Source organism: Streptomyces sp. NPDC048389 (genome assembly GCF_040706335.1).
Taxonomy (GTDB): Bacteria; Actinomycetota; Actinomycetes; order Streptomycetales; family Streptomycetaceae; genus Streptomyces.
Genome location: NZ_JBEZKP010000019.1, coordinates 1 through 18,249, shown reverse-complemented (window position 1 = coordinate 18,249; position 18,249 = coordinate 1). Strand labels below are relative to the sequence as shown.

The window sequence follows — 18,249 nt, the reverse complement described above, 5'->3', positions numbered from 1 at the left end:
GATCAGAAGTCCTCGTCGAGGTCCACCGATCCCTCCACGGCCACCTGGTAGGCGGACGGGCGGCGCTCGAAGAAGTTCGTCAGCTCCTGGACGCCCTGCAGCTCCATGAAGGAGAACGGGTTCTCGGATCCGTAGACCGGGGCGAAACCGAGCCGGGTGAGGCGCTGGTCGGCGACGCACTGGAGGTACTCGCGCATCGACTCCGTGTTCATGCCCGGCAGGCCGTCCCCGCACAGGTCGCGGCCGAACTGCAGCTCGGCCTCGACGGCCTCCTGGAGCATGTCGGTGACCTGCCGGTTCAGCTCGTCGTCGAAGAGGTCCGGCTCCTCCTTGCGGACGGTGTCCACGACCTCGAAGGCGAAGTTCATGTGCATCGTCTCGTCACGGAACACCCAGTTGGTGCCGGTGGCCAGACCGTGCAGCAGTCCTCGCGAGCGGAACCAGTAGACGTAGGCGAACGCCCCGTAGAAGAAGAGGCCCTCGATGCAGGCCGCGAAGCAGATCAGGTTGAGCAGGAAGCGGCGGCGGTCGGCCCTGGTCTCCAGCCGGTCGATCTTCTCCACGGAGTCCATCCAGCGGAAGCAGAACTGTGCCTTCTCGCGGATCGACGGGATGTTCTCGACGGCGGCGAACGCGGCGGCCCGGTCGTCCGGGTCGGGCAGATAGGTGTCCAGCAGCGTCAGGTAGAACTGGACGTGCACGGCCTCCTCGAACAGCTGGCGCGACAGATACAGCCGCGCCTCCGGGGAGTTGATGTGCTTGTAGAGGGTGAGCACCAGGTTGTTCGCGACGATCGAGTCGCCCGTCGCGAAGAACGCGACCAGCCGGCCGATCAGATGCTGCTCACCGGGGGTGAGTTTGGCCAGGTCGGTGACGTCGGAGTGGAGGTCGACCTCCTCCACGTGCCAGGTGTTCTTGATGGCGTCCCGGTAGCGCTCGTAGAAATCCGGGTAGCGCATGGGGCGGAGGGTGAGTTCGAAGCCCGGGTCGAGCAGGTTCTTGACGGGTGCGGCGGTGTCGGTGGAGCTCATCACTGGCATGCCTCGCAGGACTCGGGGTTCTCCAGGGAGCAGGCGACGGCCTCTTCGGGGGTCGCCTGCGCGGGGACGGGCACGGTCGCGGACGCGGCGCGGGCGATGCGGGTCGCCGGGCGCGAGCGCAGGTAGTAGGTGGTCTTCAGACCCTGCTTCCAGGCGTACGCGTACATCGAGCTGAGCTTGCCGATGGTCGGCGTCTCGAGGAACAGGTTCAGCGACTGGCTCTGGTCCAGGAACGGGGTACGGGCCGCAGCCATGTCGATCAGACCGCGCTGCGGGATCTCCCAGGCCGTGCGGTACAGGGCGCGGACGTCGGCCGGGACCCAGCCGAAGCCCTGCACCGAGCCGTTCGCCTCGCGCAGGGCCTCACGGGTCTGCGCGTCCCACACGCCGAGCTTCTTCAACTCGTCCACCAGGTAGGAGTTGACCTGGAGGAACTCGCCGCTGAGGGTCTCGCGCTTGAAGAGGTTGGACACCTGGGGCTCGATGCACTCGTACACACCGGCGATCGAGGCGATGGTGGCGGTCGGTGCGATGGCGAGCAGCAGGGAGTTGCGCATGCCGACATCTGCGATCCGGGCGCGCAGCGCCTCCCAGCGCTCGGGCCAGGTGAGCGTGGTGCCGTAGTGGTCGGGGTGCAGTACGCCGCGCGCCGTGCGGGTCTCGGCCCAGGCCGGCAGGGGGCCGTTGCGCTCGGCGAGGTCGCAGGACGCCTCGTAGGCCGCGAGCATGATCCGCTCGGCGATCCGGGTCGACAGGGCTTTCGCCTCGGGGGAGTCGAAGGGCAGCCGCAGCTTGAAGAAGACGTCCTGCAGGCCCATCGTGCCCAGGCCCACCGGGCGCCACCGGGCGTTGGACCGGCCGGCCTGCTCGGTCGGGTAGAAGTTGATGTCGACGACCCGGTCGAGGAAGGTCACCGCCGTGCGGACGGTCTCGTCCAGCCGCTCCCAGTCGATGCCGTCGCCGCCGGCTCCTTCGGTGACGAACGCCCCCAGGTTCACCGAACCCAGGTTGCAGACGGCCGTCTCGCCGTCGTTCGTGACCTCGAGGATCTCGGTGCACAGGTTGGAGGAGTGGACGACCCGGCCCGGTTCCGCGGTCTGGTTCGCGGTGCGGTTGGCGGCGTCCTTGAAGGTCATCCAGCCGTTGCCGGTCTGGGCGAGGGTCCGCATCATCCGGCCGTACAGCTCACGGGCCGGGACCGCCTTGCGGGCCAGCCCGGCGGCCTCCGCCCGGTGGTACGCGGCGTCGAACTCGTCGCCCCACAGGTCGACCAGCTCGGGCACGTCGGCGGGGGAGAACAGCGACCACTCGGTGTCCGCCTCGACGCGGCGCATGAACTCGTCGGGGACCCAGTGCGCGAGGTTCAGGTTGTGTGTACGGCGGGCGTCCTCGCCGGTGTTGTCGCGCAGCTCCAGGAACTCCTCGATGTCCGCGTGCCAGGTCTCCAGGTAGATCGCGGCGGCCCCCTTGCGGCGGCCGCCCTGGTTCACCGCGGCGACGGAGGCGTCGAGGGTCTTCAGGAACGGGACGATCCCGTTGGAGTGCCCGTTGGTTCCGCGGATGAGTGAACCGCGGGCGCGGATGCGGGAGTACGAGAGGCCGATGCCGCCGGCGTGCTTGGAGAGGCGGGCGATCTGGTGGTACCGGTCGTAGATCGAGTCCAGTTCGTCGAGCGGCGAGTCCAGCAGATAGCAGGACGACATCTGCGGGTGGCGGGTGCCGGAGTTGAAGAGGGTGGGGGAGGAGGGCAGGTAGTCGAGCCGGCTCATCAGCCGGTACAGCGCGGCCACCTCGTCCACCGAGCGGGAGCTGTCGTCCTCCGCGAGACCGGACGCGACGCGCAGGATGAAGTGCTGGGGCGTCTCGATCACCTGGCGCGTGACCGGGTGCCGCAGCAGATAGCGGCTGTAGAGCGTGCGCAGACCGAAGTAGCCGAACCGGTCGTCGCCCTCGGGGTCGATCAGCGCGTCGAGCCGGTCCGTGTGCAGGCCGACGAACGAGGCCGTGCGGTCGGCGATCAGGCCCTCGCGGTGTCCGACGGCGACCGAGGCGGAAAAGCACACCGCACCCTGCCCGGCGGCCTCCTCCGCGATCGTGCGGGTGAGCAGACGGGCGGCGAGCCGGGAGTAGGCGGGGTCCTCGGAGATGAGGCCGGCGGCGGCGTCGGTGGCGAGGGAGCGCAGTTCGGCCTCGTCGGACCCGGCGTGCCGGCCGCGCAGCGCGGCAGCGGCGACCCTGCCCGGGTCGGTGTCGGCCAGGTCGGCCGTGAGGTCCGTCAGGAGCCGCAGCAGCGCGGTCCCGGGGCCGTCCTGCCGCGTCGCTGAAACCGGATCGGCCGGCGCGATCGTCATGTGGTGCTCTCCCTCACTCGGTTCTGGGCCGGCGGGGAGGCGGGGGCCGTGGCGGCGCGTACCTGGGCAGCACGGCGCACGGCGTCCACCGGCCCATCCGCGAGGCCCGGACGTCTGGGCATCCGGATCGGTCGAACCGGATGCGCTGCCGGCAGGTCGTCGGACTCGTCACGGGTACGGCAGTGCGCACCGGATCACACCGTTGCGGGACAGTTCCGGATTCTCACCGGATTCCCCTGCGGCGACAGCGAGATGAGCATACATGTGGGGGCGGGTCTGAGCGCCCACCCCCACATGTTGTGTCTGCGGGTCGGAAGTCGATTCCCGCGCCCGGGAGTGGGAGCCCCGCTATCGTGGTCGGTGAAGGGAGGGTTCATGACCGTGACCACCGATCGCCCGCACCTGGACACCGAAGACTTCGACGAGGCTTTCCGCATACTGGCCCGCACGACCGAGGGCGTGCGCCTGGAACTGATCGACGGGAAGCTCAGGAGCAAAGCGGTGCCGGACGGGGATCACGGGCGCATCATTCAGTGGCTGACGCGCATCTGCATGCAGTCGCGTCCGGAGCTGTGGCTGCACCCCGACCAAGGGCTCAAGGTCCAGGAGTACCGGAAGGGCAGGGCCCGGCCGGACGGCTCGCTCGCCCCCAGCGGCACTTTCGTCGGGCAGGGCGAGTGGGCGGAGCCCGACCAGGTGCTCATGGTGGTGCATGTGATCTCCTACGACTCGGACACCGACGGGCGCGACCGGGTGGAGAAGCCGCGTGCCTACGCCCAGACGGGCATCCCGGTGTACCTGCTGATCGACCGGGACAGCCGCGAGGTGACGGTCTTCAGCGAGCCCGACGGCGTGCGCTACGAGAACGCCCGCACGGTCCCGTTCGGCAAGGACGTCACACTGCCCGCCCCGGTGGACATCACGCTGGCGACCGAGCAGCTCAAGGACTGGGTGCACTGAGCGGTGGACGACGGGCGGTCCTGCTCCGCGCGAGCCCGGGCGGGGCCGCCCGTCAGAGTTCCAGCGCGTACGTCAGCAGCGGGACCGCCGGGATCGGCGACCAGTCGCGTTCCGGGGTGCGGACGAAGCCGAGCCGGTCGTAGAGGCGGTGCGCCGCGTACATCATCGGCTGCGTCGACAGCACCAGCCGTACGCACCCCGGAACAGCCCGCGCCCGCTCCACGCAGGTGCGCACCAGTGCCTCTCCGGCGCCGCGGCCGCGTGCCCCCGCGTCCACGGCGAGCATCCGGAACTCGGCCTCGCCGGGGCCCGCGATGTCGGCGAACGGGCCGGCGGCCGGGACGAAGGTCACCCCGCCGAGCAGCGTGTTCCGTTCGTCGACCGCGACGTGGACCTCGGCGTGCGCGTCCCGGCTCGCGACGTCACGCAGCACCTCCAGATACGGGTCGTCCTCGCCCAGGTCCAGCAGCCCGCCGTCGAGGTACGCGTGGGCGGTCAACCGGCCGAGCGCCACGTGCTCCTCGGGTTCGATTCTCCTGATCGTGATGTCCATGTCCGGCAGTGTGCATCAGCGCACGGCGAAGGGCCGCCGCATTTCTCTTTCTCCCGGGGGAGAGGCGACGGCCCTCGGTGCGCGACCGGTCAGTGACCGCCGGGTGCGCCCGCCGTGGCCGGCGGGAGCTCGACCTTGACGCCGGGGTCGCCGGCGTCCGCGGTGTAGTCGGACGGGCTGGTCTCGTCGATGCCGTCGGGAGCCTTGGCCGCCCGCATGACGAAGGTGAGGACGACGGTCACGACGACGTTCAGCACGAACGCGGTCAGACCGATGTAGCCGATCTCGCCGATGCCCGGGATCACGGCCGACGAGCCGCCGAAGTGCTTCTGGGTCGGGCCGGCGACGTTGTAGGCGCTGATCGTGCCGTAGAGCATGCCGACCGCCCAGCCGCCGATCAGCGCCCAGCGGTGGAACCAGCGGGTGAACAGGCCGCCCACCAGCGCCGGGAAGGTCTGCAGGATCCAGATGCCGCCCAGCAGCTGGAAGTTGATCGCCACGGTCTTGTCCATGGTGAGGACGAAGACCAGGGCTCCCACCTTCACCAGCAGCGAGACCAGCTTGGAGACCTTGGTCTCCTGTGCCGGGGTCGCGTCGGGCCGGATGAAGTCCTTGTAGATGTTCCTGGTGAACAGGTTGGCCGCGGCGATCGACATGATGGCCGCGGGGACCAGTGCGCCGATGCCGATGGCGGCGAAGGCGACGCCCGCGAACCAGTCGGGGAACATGTTCTCGAACAGCTGCGGGATGGCCAGTTGGCCGTTCTTGACGTCCACCCCGGCCGCGATCGCCATGAAACCGAGCAGCGCCAGCAGCCCGAGCATCACCGAGTACAGCGGCAGGATCGTGGTGTTGCGGCGGATCACCTCGCGGCTGCGCGAGGACAGTGTCGCCGTGATGGAGTGCGGGTACATGAAGAGCGCCAGCGCGGAGCCGAACGCCAGGGTGGCGTAACCCCAGTGGGCCACGTCGCCGGGCACCAGCGATCCGGTGGGCTTCCCCGTCGCCTCGTTGACCTGTGAGAACTTCTCCTCGGCCGCGGCGAAGATCTGGTCGAAGCCGCCCAGTTTGATCGGGATGTAGATGATCGCCACCGCGATGACGACGTAGATCAGGGTGTCCTTGACGAACGCGATCAGCGCCGGTGCGCGCAGTCCGGAGGAGTACGTGTAGGCCGCGAGCACACCGAAGGCGATCAGCAGCGGCAGGTCCTTGACGAACCAGTTGGTGGTCTCGCCGCCGCCGACGCCCATCACGTCGAGCACGGCCTGGATGCCGACCAGTTGGAGCGCGATGTACGGCATCGTGGCGAGGAGGCCGGTCAGCGCGACCGCCAGGGACAGGCCCCTGGAGCCGTACCGGCCGCGGACGAAGTCGGAGGTCGTCACGTACCCGTGCTTGTGCGACACCGACCAGAGCCGCGGCAGGAAGGTGAAGATCAGGGGGTAGACGAGGATCGTGTACGGGACGGCGAAGAAGCCGGCCGCGCCCGCCGCGTAGATGGCCGCCGGTACGGCTACGAAGGTGTACGCGGTGTACAGGTCGCCGCCGAGCAGGAACCAGGTCACCCAGGTGCCGAACGAGCGGCCGCCGAGGCCCCATTCGTCGAGGGTGTTCTCGTTCGCGGCCTTGCGCCAGCGCGCGGCCAGGAAGCCCATGACCGTGACGGCCACGAAGAAGAGGATGAAGACGGCGAGTGCGACGCCGTTCACGCCGTCCTTCACTGCGACGCACCCCCCTTGCGGCCGCGCTGGTCACGCTGCCACAGCTTGTAGGCGACCATCGTCAGGGCCGTCGAGATCAGCACCCAGAGCATCTGGTACCAGTAGAAGAACGGCATGCCGATGAAGGTCGGATCGACCCTGGCATAGGAACCGACCCAGAGCATCGCCACGAAGGGTGCGAAGAGGCAGAGGGCGATGATCACGCGCACCGGTGTGACGACCGGCTGTTTCGCCTCGGGCGCTTGTGGCGCGTCGGGCGCATCGGGCACTGCTGACATGCGACTCCGTCCCCTCACTGGTCACTTGTAATGCGCACGAAATCTAGGCGAGCCGTTCTCGTGCAGTCACCCCCGGTCCGTATATCGGTACGGCAAAAACTTGCTGCTGCGGGGCGCAAAACATGACATGGCGCCGCAACACGTTGCGGCGCCATGTACGTCGGGGTGTTCTGCGGGTCAGCCGTTCGGCCGCTGGAGTCGCGCCACGAACTTGTAGCGGTCGCCCCGGTAGACCGAGCGGACCCACTCCACGGGCTCGCCGCGGGCGTCCAGCGAGTGGCGCGAGAGCATCAGCATCGGCAGGCCCACGTCCGTGCCGAGCAGGCCCGCCTCACGCGGCGTGGCGAGCGAGGTCTCGATCGTCTCCTCGGCCTCCGCGAGATGGACGTCGTACACCTCGGCCAGTGCCGTGTAGAGGGAGGCGTACTTGACCAGGCTGCGGCGCAGCGCCGGGAAGCGCTTGGCCGACAGATGCGTGGTCTCGATGGCCATCGGCTCGCCGCTGGCCAGCCGAAGCCGCTCGATGCGCAGCACCCGCCCGCCCGCCGCGATGTCCAGCAGTCCGGCCAGGGTGTCGTCGGCTGTGACGTATCCGATGTCCAGCAGTTGAGACGTGGGCTCCAGGCCCTGTGCGCGCATGTCCTCGGTGTACGAGGTGAGCTGCAGCGCCTGCGAGACCTTGGGCTTGGCGACGAACGTGCCCTTGCCCTGGATGCGTTCGAGCCGGCCCTCCACGACCAGCTCCTGGAGCGCCTGGCGGACCGTGGTGCGCGAGGTGTCGAACTCCGCGGCCAGCGTCCGCTCCGGTGGCACGGGGGTGCCGGGCGGCAGGGTCTCCGTCATGTCCAGCAAGTGGCGCTTGAGCCGGTAGTACTTGGGCACGCGCGCGGTACGCGCCTGTGCCCCGCCCTCGGCCTCGGTGCCGCCCCCGTCCGTGGTCATGGCCCGCCTTCCCGACTGCTGTGCTCCTGCCGTCACCGGCTCCTCCGTCTCCAGGCCCTGTCCGGCCGATCCTGCCGGGCTCGCGTGCCCCGGCACGCACTCCCCGCAGCCTTCGGCGCGGGAGGTGCCCCCACGCCGCGTCGGCGTCGGCTGCCGATGCTCCGCGTCGACTCGATCCTCCGCCTTGCGATCGCACGCACCAGACCCGGCGTGGGGGAACCCCCACGCCGGCCCGGCCTGATCGGCCGGACAGGATCTGGCGGCTCACATGGTGGCACGGACCGGTCACGGGACGTCGTCCTCCCTCAGGTGTCGGTCCGATAACGGACACGACAGCCCTTCTTATACACCCTTGACACCCCTAAAGGTCTAGGCCAAGCTCCCGGTACTGGTCTAAACCATTAAGGGCCAGGTCCCGGCCCCAGGGCAGAATCTCGGCGCGTGTCCGTCAAGTGCAGCGCGACTCCCGGGTGGTGGGGGGGCAACTCTTGCATCCCTTTGAGGAGGGTGGCGTGAAGCGCAAGCTCATAGCAGCGGTTGGTGCGGCGGCCATGATGGCCTCGGTCGCGGCGTGTGGATCCGACGGGGGTGACAACACCTCCGCGGACCCCAAGGACCGCAAGGAGACGCTCACCGTCTGGCTGATGGTGGACGCCCAGAGCACCTGGCCCGAGCTGGTCAAGGATGTCAACGCCCAGTTCAACAAGAAGTACCCGGGTGTGAAGGTCGACGTCCAGTACCAGCAGTGGGCGGACAAGGCGAAGAAGCTCGACACGGCTCTGGGCGGCGACAAGTTCCCGGACGTCGTCGAACTCGGCAACACCGAGACGATGCAGTACATCCTCAACGGGGCGCTCGCGGAGATCGACCCGAAGAAGTACGACAACTCCGACACCTGGATCCAGGGTCTGAAGGACACCTGCACCTTCGAGGGCAAGCAGTTCTGCGTGCCCTACTACGCCGGTGCCCGGGTCGCCATCTACAACACCGACATGCTCAAGAAGGGCGCGGGCACCGAGAAGCTGCCCGAGACAGAGGACGAGCTCCTCAAGGCGATGGACCAGGTCACGGCCGAGTACGGCAAGAAGGACAAGCGCTTCTCGTCCCTCTACCTGCCGGGCCGCTACTGGTACGCCGCCATGTCGTACGTCGCCGCCTACGACGGAAAGATCGCCGAGTACGACGAGGGCTCGAAGGAGTGGAAGGCCGCGCTGTCCTCGCCCGAGGCCCAGAAGGGCATCGAGCACTTCATCAACCTGGTCAAGAAGTACAACAAGGCCGACCTGACCAAGGACGAGCAGGACCACGCCAATGTGATGGCCAACGAGAAGGCGGCCCTCATCTACGGCAACGGCTGGGAGTCCGGCTCCGTCGTCGACGGTGAGAACAACGGCAACCCGAAGCTCGAGGGCAAGATCGCCACGGCCGGTATGCCCGGACCGAACGGCAAGGCGCTGCCCTCCTTCATCGGCGGCTCCGACCTCGCGGTGGTCAACAAGTCCAAGGTCACGGACCTCGCCCAGGAGTGGATCTCCCTCTTCACGAGCGAGAAGTCCATGGAGGTGCTCACCTCCAAGAACATCCTTCCGAACAACACCAAGCAACTGGAGCCGCTGAAGGCGAAGCCGGAGACCGCTCCGATCGCCAACGCGGTGCCGGACGCGTGGTTCACCCCGATCGCCCCGGGGTGGACCTCGATCGAGAAGGAGGAGGTCCTGGAGAACATGCTCCTGGCCATCCTCAAGGGTGACTCCGTGGAGAAGGCCACCAAGGCGGCCGACGAGAAGATCAACGAGCTGATCAACCAGGAGTCCTGAGCCCCGGGGCCCCGGGGCGCGGTGCCGCCTCGGGGCCCGCAGGCTCGGCGGTGGCGGGGCCCCGCACCACGCGGCCTCGCCCCCGCCCTTTTCGGTGCAGAAGAAGAAACGGAAGGTCAGCCACGTGACTGCCGCCGACACCCAGGCCGCCGGCCCGCCGGTACCCGTACCACGTGCCCCGGAAGGAACGGGCGCCTCGCCCGTCCTCGACAAGGGGGGTCCAGACTCCCGTCGGAAGAAGCGGAAGAAGGGCGCGCTCCTTCCGTATCTGCTGATACTCCCGGCACTGGTCGCGATCGCCGCGGTCTACGCCTTCCCGCTGGCCAAGACCGTGATCATGTCCTTCCAGGACATGGGCCGCAAGGAGCTGTGGACGGGCCAGTCGCCGCCCTGGGTCGGCTTCGAGCAGTTCACCAACATCCTCGGCGACTCCGAGTTCTGGTCGGTCACGGGCCGCACGGTCGTCTTCATGACCGTCTGCGTGACGCTCACCATGGCCGTCGGTCTGCTGCTCGCCCTGCTGATGAGCCGGCTGACCACCTGGGTGCGGCTGGTCCTGACGGCTGCGCTGGTCGCCGCGTGGTCCATGCCGCTGATGGTCGCCGCGTCGATCTTCCGCTGGCTCTCCGACTCCGACTACGGCCTCATCAACACCCTGATCGCCAAGGTCGCCGGTGAGGACTTCCTGGGCCACAACTGGTTCCTCGACCCGAAGCAGGGCTTCGCGATCATCTCCCTGCTGGTCATCTGGGGTGCCATCCCGTTCGTCGTGATCACGCTGTACGCGGCCCTCACCCAGGTGCCCAAGGAGCTGGAGGAGGCCGCCTCCCTCGACGGGGCGAACGCGCCCGCCGTGTTCCGGTTCGTCACCTGGCCGGTCATCCGCCCGGTCTTCACCATGGTCGCCACCCTCTCGGTGATCTGGGACTTCAACGTCTTCGGCCAGATCTGGCTGCTGCGCGGCAACAAGCCGGAACCGGAGTACGAGACTCTCGGCCTCTACTCCTTCTCCAAGGCGTTCGAGTCGACCTCGTTCAGCCAGGGCACCGCGATCGCCCTGATCACCGTCCTGATGCTGTCCGGTGTGGCCGTGTACTACCTGCGTCAGCTGATGAAGACAGGAGAGGTCGAATGAGCACCTCCACCGCTCCCTCCCAGGCCGGCGGCCGGCAGGACCTCGACCGGACGCCGCGTCAGGGGCCGAAGCAGGAACTGCGGCCGGACCGCAGGCGGACCCGCTGGCACTACGACATCATCGGCCTGCTGGCCGCGGTGCTGATGGCCTTTCCGGTCTACTGGCTCGTCGTCAGTTCCCTGCGCCCCAACCACGAGATCCGGTCCTACGACCAGACGCTGTGGCCCTCGTCGCTCACCTTCGACAACTTCGCCCGCGCGGTGAAGCAGGAGAACTTCGCGACCGCGGTCCAGTCGAGCCTCATCGTGTCGGTCACCGCCGTCGTCGGCGGCATGATCATCGCGACACTCGCGGCCCTCGCCATCGGCCGCTTCCGCTTCTTCGGCCGCAAGGCGCTGCTGATGGTGCTGATCCTGGTCCAGATGCTGCCGCCGACCGCGATGCTCATCCCCATCTACGCCCAGCTGAACGCGATCGGCGGGCTGGACGAGTACTGGGGCCTCATCGTCGTCTACCTGGTGTCCACCCTGCCCTTCGCGGTCGTCATGATCCGGGGCTTCGTGGTGAACATCCCGGTGGAGCTCGAGGAGTCGGCGATGGTCGACGGCTGTACCCGCATGGGGGCCTTCCGCCGGGTCATCTTCCCGCTGCTCGCCCCCGGACTGGCCGCCGCGTCGATCTTCGCGCTGGTCAACGCGTGGAACGAGTACCTCTTCGCGTACATCCTGATCAACGACAACTCCAAGTACACGCTCAACGTGTGGCTGATGACGTTCACCACCGAGCGCGGTACGGACTACGGCGCGCTGATGGCCGCCTCCACCCTCATCGCCCTGCCCGTCGTGGTCTTCTTCATGATCATCCAGAAGAAGATGGCCGCGGGCCTCACTTCCGGCGCCGTGAAGGGATAACGCCACCTCATGACGACTCTGGTACGCGGAGCGGCAGGCACCCTGACCCGCGACGCGCTCACCGTCCTGCAGCCCGGTTTCGTCGGCACCAGCCCCCCGGACTGGGTGCTGAGGCGGATCGGCGAAGGGCTCTCGTCCGTCGGCCTGTTCGGCCGCAACATCACCTCCCCCGGCCAGCTGGCCGCCCTCACCGCGCGGCTGCGCGCGGAACGGGACGACGTCCTCGTGGCCATCGACGAGGAGGGCGGTGACGTCACCCGGCTCGAGGTGGCCCACGGCTCCTCGTTCCCCGGCAACTACGCGCTGGGCCTCGTGGACGACGTGGAGCTCACCCGCGCCGTGGCGAACGAACTGGGGCGCAGACTCGCCGAGTGCGGGGTGGACCTCAACTGGGCGCCGTCCGCCGACGTCAACTCCAACCCGGACAATCCGGTCATCGGTGTGCGGTCGTTCGGTGCCGACACCGCGCTCGCCGCCCGGCACACCGTCGCCTATGTCGAGGGGCTTCAGGCCGCCGGCGTGGCGGCCTGCACCAAGCACTTCCCCGGACACGGCGACACCAACGTGGACTCGCACCACGCGCTGCCCCGGATCGATGTGGACCTGCACACACTGCACGCCCGTGAACTGGCACCTTTCCGCGCGGCCATCGCCGCGGGTTCCAAAGCGGTCATGAGTGCGCATATCCTGCTGCCCGCGCTCGATCCCGACCGTCCCGCGACGCTGAGCCCGCAGATCCTCACCGGCCTGCTGCGCGAAGAGCTGGGATACCAGGGCCTGATCGTCACGGACGGCATGGAGATGCAGGCCATCTCGTCCACGTACGGCATCGAGCGCGGCTCGGTCCTCGCGATCGCCGCCGGAGCCGACGCGATCTGCGTGGGTGGCGGCCTGGCCGACGAGGAGACCGTACTGCGGCTGCGCGACGCGCTGGTCGATGCGGTGCGCAAGGGCGACCTGCCCGAGGAGCGGCTGGCCGACGCGGCGGCGCGGGTGCGCGCCCTCGCGGACTGGACGCGCCGGGCCAGGGGGGCTGCAGCAGAGCCGGGCGCGGCTTCGGAGGAGGGGACCGCGCCCGGCTCCGACCGGGAGATCGGCCTGGTCGCGGCGCGCCGCGCGGTGCGGGTCACCGTCGGTGAGCAGCCCTACGAGCCGGTCACAGAGGCGCCGTACGTCGCCTCCTTCGCCGCGGCCGCCAACATCGCCGTCGGTGACGAGACGCCGTGGGGTGTGGCCGCGGAGCTGGCCGCCCTGCTGCCCGGCACCCGGGCCGGCACCTACACCGATGACGTCGATACGCCCAATATGGTGTCACATGTGCTGGTGGCGGCGGCGGACCGTAGGATCGTCGCCGTACTGCGCGACGTCCACCGCCATCCGTGGATGGCGGACGCCCTCGACGCGCTTCTCGCGGCCCGTCCCGACACGGTCGTCGTCGAGATGGGCCTGAACCGGGCGGCACCCGCGGGGGCCCTGCACATCGCGACCCATGGCGCCGCCCGCGTCTGCGGACGCGCCGCCGCGGAGGTCGTCACCGGCGGATGAGGCCGGGCGCGACCGACGCCGACCGTGCGGTGCCGGGCGTGTGCCGGGAAGCCCCGGCACCGGCACCCTGGAGCGCCCCCTGAAGGCAACCGGTATGTCCGCCATCACTTCGTCCGGCCGCGACGAGCACGAGGAGTACCCGGGCCGGATCATGTCCGGCGAGACGGCGCAGCAGCCGGCGGTCCTGCGGCGCATCCTCGACGAGGGTGCGCCGAGGATCCGCCAGGTCACCGCGGCGATCGCGGCGAAGGGGCCGCGGTTCGTCCTGCTGACGGCCCGCGGCACCTCCGACCACGCCGCGCTCTACGCGAAGTACCTGATCGAGATCCGGCTCGGTCTGCCCTGCGGGCTGACGTCCATGTCCACCACCACCGCCTATGGCGCGCGTCCCTCGCTGCGTGACGTCCTGGTGATCACCGTCAGCCAGTCGGGCGGTTCGCCCGACGTGGTGGCCTCCACGCGGGCGGCGCGGGAGGCGGGCGCGGTCACCCTGGCGGTCACCAACAACCCGGACGCGCCGAGGGCGCTGGCGAAGGTGACGGAGACCCGGTAGGGCCCCGTCCACGGGCCCGGGGGCGCGGAGCCGTACGGCGGGGGACCGTGATCGCGACGGGCGGGTGTGACGAGGGGCCCGCCCGTCGTGCACGCACCGGTACGGGGCGCGGCTTCATACTTCGCCGATTCATAAGTATGGTGGCGGAACTAAACTCGGCGGAGCATGGACAGCCCTGAATGGTCTAGTCCACAATGAGTTTGCACAAGCTTCCGCCCTCCCCGCACAGGAGGGTGGAACGAGGTCGCCGGCGCTCTCTGCCCTGACTGCGCCGAGACCTCCATACGGCCGACCGGGACCGCACACCCTTCGGCCGCGCAACTCCGGGCTGCGGTGCCGGACGGGTCGAGGGTCCCGTCACGGCGCCGCGGCCCGCGGGTACCCTCGCTGACGTGCCCTCCATGAACGACCTCGTCCGCCAGCACACCGCTCTGAGTGAGACCGACCTCGAGTGGCTCCATCTGCTGGTCTCGGAGTGGCAGCTGCTCTCCGACCTCTCCTTCGCCGACCTCGTCCTGTGGGTCCCCACCCGCGACGGCACGCGGTACGTCTCCGTCGCCCAGATGCGGCCCAACACGGGTCCCACCTCCTACCAGGACGACATGGTCGGCCACCTCGTCCCACGCGGCCGGCGCCCGCTGCTGGACGCCGCGCTGGACGAGGGCCGGATCGTGCGTGAGGGCGACCCCGAATGGCGGGAGGAGGTGCCGGTACGGGTCGAGTCGATCCCCGTCCGCCGGGAGGGCCGGGTCCTCGGTGTCATCGCCCGCAACACCAATCTGCTCACCGTGCGCACCCCCTCACGGCTGGAGCTCACCTACCTCCAGTCCGCCTCCGACCTTGCGCAGATGATCGCTGCCGGAACGTTTCCCTTCCCTGACGAGCAGGTCGAGATGGACTCCTCCCCGCGTGCCGGGGACGGGCTCATCCGTCTCGACGCGGACGGCATCGTCCAGTACGCCAGCCCCAACGGCCTCTCCGCCTACCACCGGCTCGGTCTCGCCTCCGACCTCGTCGGCCAGCACCTGGGCCGGCTCACCGCCGAACTCGCGCCCTCCCGCGGGCCGGTCGACGAGGCCCTGGCCAAGATCGCCAGCGGCTACGCACCGCGCGAGACGGAGGTCGAGGGCAACGGCGGCGTCATCCAGCTGCGGGCGATCCCGCTCAAGCCCAAGGGTGTGCGGATCGGCTCGCTCGTGCTGCTGCGGGACGTGACCGAACTCCGCCGCCGTGAGCGCGAGTTGATCACCAAGGACGCGACCATCCGGGAGATCCACCACCGCGTGAAGAACAACCTCCAGACGGTCGCCGCCCTGTTGCGCCTCCAGTCGCGCCGGATGGACTCCGTACGAGGCCGCGAAGCTCTCGACGAGGCGGTGCGGCGCGTCGGTTCCATCGCGATCGTGCATGAGACGCTGTCCCAGAATCTGGACGAGCGGGTGGAGTTCGACGACATCGCGGACCGGGTGATCGCGATGGTGGCGGAGATCTCACCGGGCAAGGTCGACTGCCGGCGCACCGGCCGTTTCGGCATTCTCGACGCCGAGGTCGCCACGCCCCTGTCCATGGTCCTCACCGAGGTGCTGCAGAACGCCCTCGAGCACGGCTTCGCACAGGGGGAGTCGGGCTCGGTGGAGGTCGCGGCGGTCCGTGGCGAGACGCGCGCACAGGGCTCCCGCCTGCTGATCGCGGTCCAGGACGACGGGGCCGGTCTGCCGGAGGGCTTCGACCCGCAGCGGGCCGGAAATCTGGGGCTCCAGATCGTCCGGACCCTGGTCGAGGGGGAGTTGGGCGGAACCTTCGACATGCTCCCGGTCCCGGCGCCGGGGCGCGGCACCCGGGTCGTGCTGGACGTCCCCGTGCCCGACAAGCGCTGAGCCGCCCGGCGCCGGCGCGCCTGTTCGTCGCGCTTCTTCTTCGTCGGCGGGGCAAGGCATGCACAGCGAAGAGCCCCGGACCGTGTGAAACGGTCCGAGGCTCGAAGCTCACGTTGCTCGCGTGTGCGATGCGCATCGGGGTACTGCGCGCTGCGGCTCGAAGGCGGTGAGTGCGTACTCTCTGTACGCGCCGCCGGCGGAGGCCGTCAGGTCCGCGGGGTGGCGTCAGGCGCTGGCGTTACGCGCCCGGTTGCGGGCGGCACGGCGCTTCATCGCGCGGCGCTCGTCCTCGCTGAGGCCACCCCAGACGCCGGAGTCCTGGCCGGACTCGAGCGCCCACTGCAGGCACTGCTCCATGACGGGGCAGCGACGGCAGACGGCCTTGGCTTCCTCGATCTGCAGCAGCGCAGGACCGGTGTTGCCGATGGGGAAGAAGAGCTCGGGGTCTTCCTCGCGGCAAACGGCGTTGTGACGCCAGTCCATGGCTGCTACCTCTCCTTGGTATTACGTTCAAGTTGCTTGTGAATGTGAACGCTTTCACGAATCCCTCCGCGAGGGAAGGGCTGATCGCCAGTTGCCCGGCGTTGGGTCCTGGATTCGTGGAAGGGGTTCCGGCGGTCTGTGGGGCCGATGTTGCGGGCCGTCCCGATCGCCATGTAGAGATTCGCAAACCTCGGCGGCGGATACAACCCCTTCCGGAAAGTTTTTTTTGATTCCTCGGTGTCGACTAGGTCACAGCCGTACTTCTATGGGGTGGACCGCAGCCCATACGTTCGAGATAAAGGACTTTCGGTCCTTCTGGTCACACAATCACACGCAGTGCACGGCGTACGCCTGTGAACGCCACGCTCGTACGGAGCCCGAGGTGGTCACCGTCCATCTGGAAGGGCAGCGGCACCTTTGAATGCAAGGTGAAGTCGGTCTGGTCGTGAAGTGTGAGCGCGTGCTTTCCGCGCGGTCCGCGCTCCGGGCTCGAGGTGAGCAACTGGCTCCCGTAACGGGCCACGGCGGGGGTCGACATCTTCGACAGCCCGAGCACGTCCAGAGCCGTGTCGAAGGAAGCCTTCGGGGACGCGTACACCGGGCGATTGCCCAGGTAGGTCCAGGGGGACGTGTTACAGACTATCGACAGCACCAGGCCCGCGACGGGGTCCGCCCCGGGCCGCTCCAGGGTGATCGTTCCATGCCGGCGGTGCGGGTCGTCCAGGAACTGGCGCAGCACCTGACGGACGTAGAGCGAGTGCGTCGAACGCTTGCCGCGTTCTCGGTGCTGTTCGACCCGGCCGACGACACCGGCGTCGAAGCCGAGCCCGGCGCAGAAGGTGAACCAGCGCGGCGGGACACCCTCGTCCTCGGTTCCGGGGACGCCGGCCGCGTGCCCGAGGCCGACCGTCTGCTCGGTGCGGTCGCGCAGGGCGTCCAGGATCGCGCCGGTCGCCTCGACGGCGTCGTTCGGCAGCCCGAGGGCACGGGCGAACACGTTCGTGGAGCCGCCCGGCACGACGGCGAGCCGGGGAAGGCCGTCGGGATCGGGGCCGTTGTGGAGCAGTCCGTTCACGACCTCGTTGACGGTGCCGTCGCCGCCGAGGGCGACGACGAGGTCGATGTCGCTGGACTCCGCGGCGCGGCGGCCGAGGTCGCGGGCGTGGCCGCGGTACTCCGTCGTGACCGCCTCGATTTTCATCTCGCTCGCGAGCGCGTGGATCAGCACGTCGCGTGTGCGTGCACTGGTGGTGGTTGCTGCCGGATTGACCACGAGAAGTGCGCGCATGCGATGCAGCGTACCTACTGGGGGGTACCTGGCCCAGCCCGGGTTTACGGGCCCGGCCCAGGGTGCCCGGCGGTGGGTGCCTGGCGGTGGGCCGGTCCGGCACTACGCGCGGCCGCGAATGCCCAGCGCCTCCGCCGTCGTCGGGTTCACCAGCAGCACCAGGCCCGTCACCGCGACCGCAGCCAGCACCAAACCCAGCGGGATCAGCGCGCCCGACGCGCGCAGCAGTGTCCACGCCGGGATCAGCGCGATCAGCTGGGTGATGATCGCGGGCCCGCGGCTCCAGCCGCGCAGCCGGAGCAGCCCTCGCGCGGCCGCCAGCGGGATCGCGCCGAGCGCCATCAGCGTCAGGCCGCCCATTTCCGCCTGGGAGGCGCTGTCGGACCGCCCCATCAGCCCCATCACGAGCATGTACACGCCACCTGCGATCAGCGCCAGCCCCTCGGCGGCGCACACCGCGGCCGCCGCGGTCAGGCGGGGCGGCCGCGAAGGGTGGTCGGTGCGGGTGGTCCGGTCGTCACTGCTCACCTCAGCAGGGTAGCGGCCGCAGGTGAGCGCCCCTGCCGGCGGTGGCCCGGGTCGACGGGTGGCGCCAGTCACGGGCGGGGCGGGGCGGACGCGGTCGGGGTGGTACGCCTCTGCCGGTCGGTGGCGGCTGCGGTCGGGGCGTCCGGCTCCGGGTCGGGGGCGCGCCGGCCCCGGGGGTGGTGGCTGTGTTGGTGGTGGGTGGCGGGGGGCGGGGCCTCCGGAGGGGGGTGTCCGGAATGGCTTTCCTCACCGCGCTGCGCGCGG

General features: G+C 69.4%; 15 protein-coding genes, 1 pseudogene and 1 riboswitch. Of the genes and pseudogenes, 7 read left to right on the top strand and 9 right to left on the bottom strand.

Features of this window, described 5'->3' with window-relative positions; all coding sequences use genetic code 11:
* Window positions 1-2: 2 nt before the first annotated feature.
* Window positions 3-1,031, bottom strand: coding sequence for a ribonucleotide-diphosphate reductase subunit beta (locus AB0903_RS15890; protein WP_366703066.1), 1,029 nt, complete (start codon window positions 1,029-1,031; stop codon window positions 3-5).
* Window positions 1,031-3,391: a ribonucleoside-diphosphate reductase subunit alpha gene (locus AB0903_RS15885; RefSeq protein ID WP_366703064.1), complete on the bottom strand. Its 2,361-nt coding sequence runs from the start codon at window positions 3,389-3,391 to the stop codon at window positions 1,031-1,033. The genes AB0903_RS15890 and AB0903_RS15885 overlap by 1 nt, the downstream gene beginning before the upstream one ends.
* 132 nt (window positions 3,392-3,523) lie before the next feature.
* A riboswitch (cobalamin riboswitch) is annotated at window positions 3,524-3,655 on the bottom strand.
* A gap of 111 nt (window positions 3,656-3,766) precedes the next feature.
* Between AB0903_RS15885 and AB0903_RS15880 the strand changes: the two genes are divergently transcribed.
* Entirely contained in the window at window positions 3,767-4,351 is a 585-nt protein-coding gene (locus tag AB0903_RS15880; RefSeq protein ID WP_366703062.1) for a Uma2 family endonuclease, read from the top strand.
* Window positions 4,352-4,403: 52 nt separating this feature from the next.
* Here AB0903_RS15880 and AB0903_RS15875 read toward each other — a convergent pair whose 3' ends face one another.
* The 4 genes from AB0903_RS15875 to AB0903_RS15860 form a co-directional block, all read right to left on the bottom strand.
* On the bottom strand, window positions 4,404-4,904 hold the full coding sequence (locus AB0903_RS15875; RefSeq protein WP_366703060.1) for a GNAT family N-acetyltransferase: 501 nt from the start codon (window positions 4,902-4,904) through the stop codon (window positions 4,404-4,406).
* Window positions 4,905-4,993: 89 nt separating this feature from the next.
* Window positions 4,994-6,628 carry a monocarboxylate uptake permease MctP gene (gene mctP, locus AB0903_RS15870; protein ID WP_366703058.1) on the bottom strand — a complete coding sequence of 545 codons (1,635 nt, stop codon included), beginning with the start codon at window positions 6,626-6,628 and terminating at the stop codon, window positions 4,994-4,996.
* Window positions 6,625-6,906 (bottom strand): DUF3311 domain-containing protein, encoded by a 282-nt coding sequence (locus AB0903_RS15865; protein WP_366703056.1) that lies wholly within the window; start codon window positions 6,904-6,906, stop codon window positions 6,625-6,627. The genes mctP and AB0903_RS15865 overlap by 4 nt, the downstream gene beginning before the upstream one ends.
* 177 nt (window positions 6,907-7,083) lie before the next feature.
* Window positions 7,084-7,848, bottom strand: a complete 765-nt coding sequence (locus tag AB0903_RS15860; RefSeq protein WP_366703054.1) for a GntR family transcriptional regulator — start codon at window positions 7,846-7,848, stop codon at window positions 7,084-7,086.
* 512 nt (window positions 7,849-8,360) lie between these two features.
* Between AB0903_RS15860 and AB0903_RS15855 the strand changes: the two genes are divergently transcribed.
* The 6 genes and pseudogenes from AB0903_RS15855 (at window position 8,361) to AB0903_RS15830 (ending at window position 15,686) form a co-directional block, all read left to right on the top strand.
* Complete coding sequence (locus tag AB0903_RS15855) at window positions 8,361-9,665, top strand: sugar ABC transporter substrate-binding protein (RefSeq protein WP_366703052.1); 1,305 nt, start codon at window positions 8,361-8,363, stop codon at window positions 9,663-9,665.
* A gap of 124 nt (window positions 9,666-9,789) precedes the next feature.
* Complete coding sequence (locus AB0903_RS15850) at window positions 9,790-10,800, top strand: sugar ABC transporter permease (protein ID WP_366703050.1); 1,011 nt, start codon at window positions 9,790-9,792, stop codon at window positions 10,798-10,800.
* Window positions 10,797-11,711, top strand: coding sequence for a carbohydrate ABC transporter permease (locus tag AB0903_RS15845; protein WP_366703048.1), 915 nt, complete (start codon window positions 10,797-10,799; stop codon window positions 11,709-11,711). Before AB0903_RS15850 ends, AB0903_RS15845 begins: the two co-directional genes overlap by 4 nt.
* A 9-nt stretch (window positions 11,712-11,720) precedes the next feature.
* Complete coding sequence (locus tag AB0903_RS15840) at window positions 11,721-13,256, top strand: glycoside hydrolase family 3 N-terminal domain-containing protein (protein WP_366703046.1); 1,536 nt, start codon at window positions 11,721-11,723, stop codon at window positions 13,254-13,256.
* A 94-nt stretch (window positions 13,257-13,350) separates the two neighbouring features.
* Window positions 13,351-13,800 (top strand): annotated as a pseudogene (locus AB0903_RS15835) (SIS domain-containing protein); the annotation flags it as partial.
* Window positions 13,801-14,210: 410 nt separating this feature from the next.
* A complete protein-coding gene (locus AB0903_RS15830; protein WP_366703203.1) occupies window positions 14,211-15,686 on the top strand; it encodes a PAS domain-containing sensor histidine kinase in 1,476 nt (491 codons plus the stop codon).
* Window positions 15,687-15,911: 225 nt separating this feature from the next.
* On the opposite strand, the gene AB0903_RS15825 is transcribed toward AB0903_RS15830, so the two are convergent.
* The 3 genes from AB0903_RS15825 to AB0903_RS15815 all read right to left on the bottom strand — a co-directional run bounded on the left by AB0903_RS15825 (window position 15,912) and on the right by AB0903_RS15815 (window position 17,985).
* Window positions 15,912-16,169: a WhiB family transcriptional regulator gene (locus AB0903_RS15825; protein ID WP_003953983.1), complete on the bottom strand. Its 258-nt coding sequence runs from the start codon at window positions 16,167-16,169 to the stop codon at window positions 15,912-15,914.
* A gap of 319 nt (window positions 16,170-16,488) precedes the next feature.
* Window positions 16,489-17,457: a diacylglycerol kinase family protein gene (locus AB0903_RS15820; protein ID WP_366703044.1), complete on the bottom strand. Its 969-nt coding sequence runs from the start codon at window positions 17,455-17,457 to the stop codon at window positions 16,489-16,491.
* 102 nt (window positions 17,458-17,559) lie between these two features.
* Window positions 17,560-17,985: a hypothetical protein gene (locus tag AB0903_RS15815; protein WP_366703042.1), complete on the bottom strand. Its 426-nt coding sequence runs from the start codon at window positions 17,983-17,985 to the stop codon at window positions 17,560-17,562.
* Window positions 17,986-18,249 lie beyond the last annotated feature (264 nt).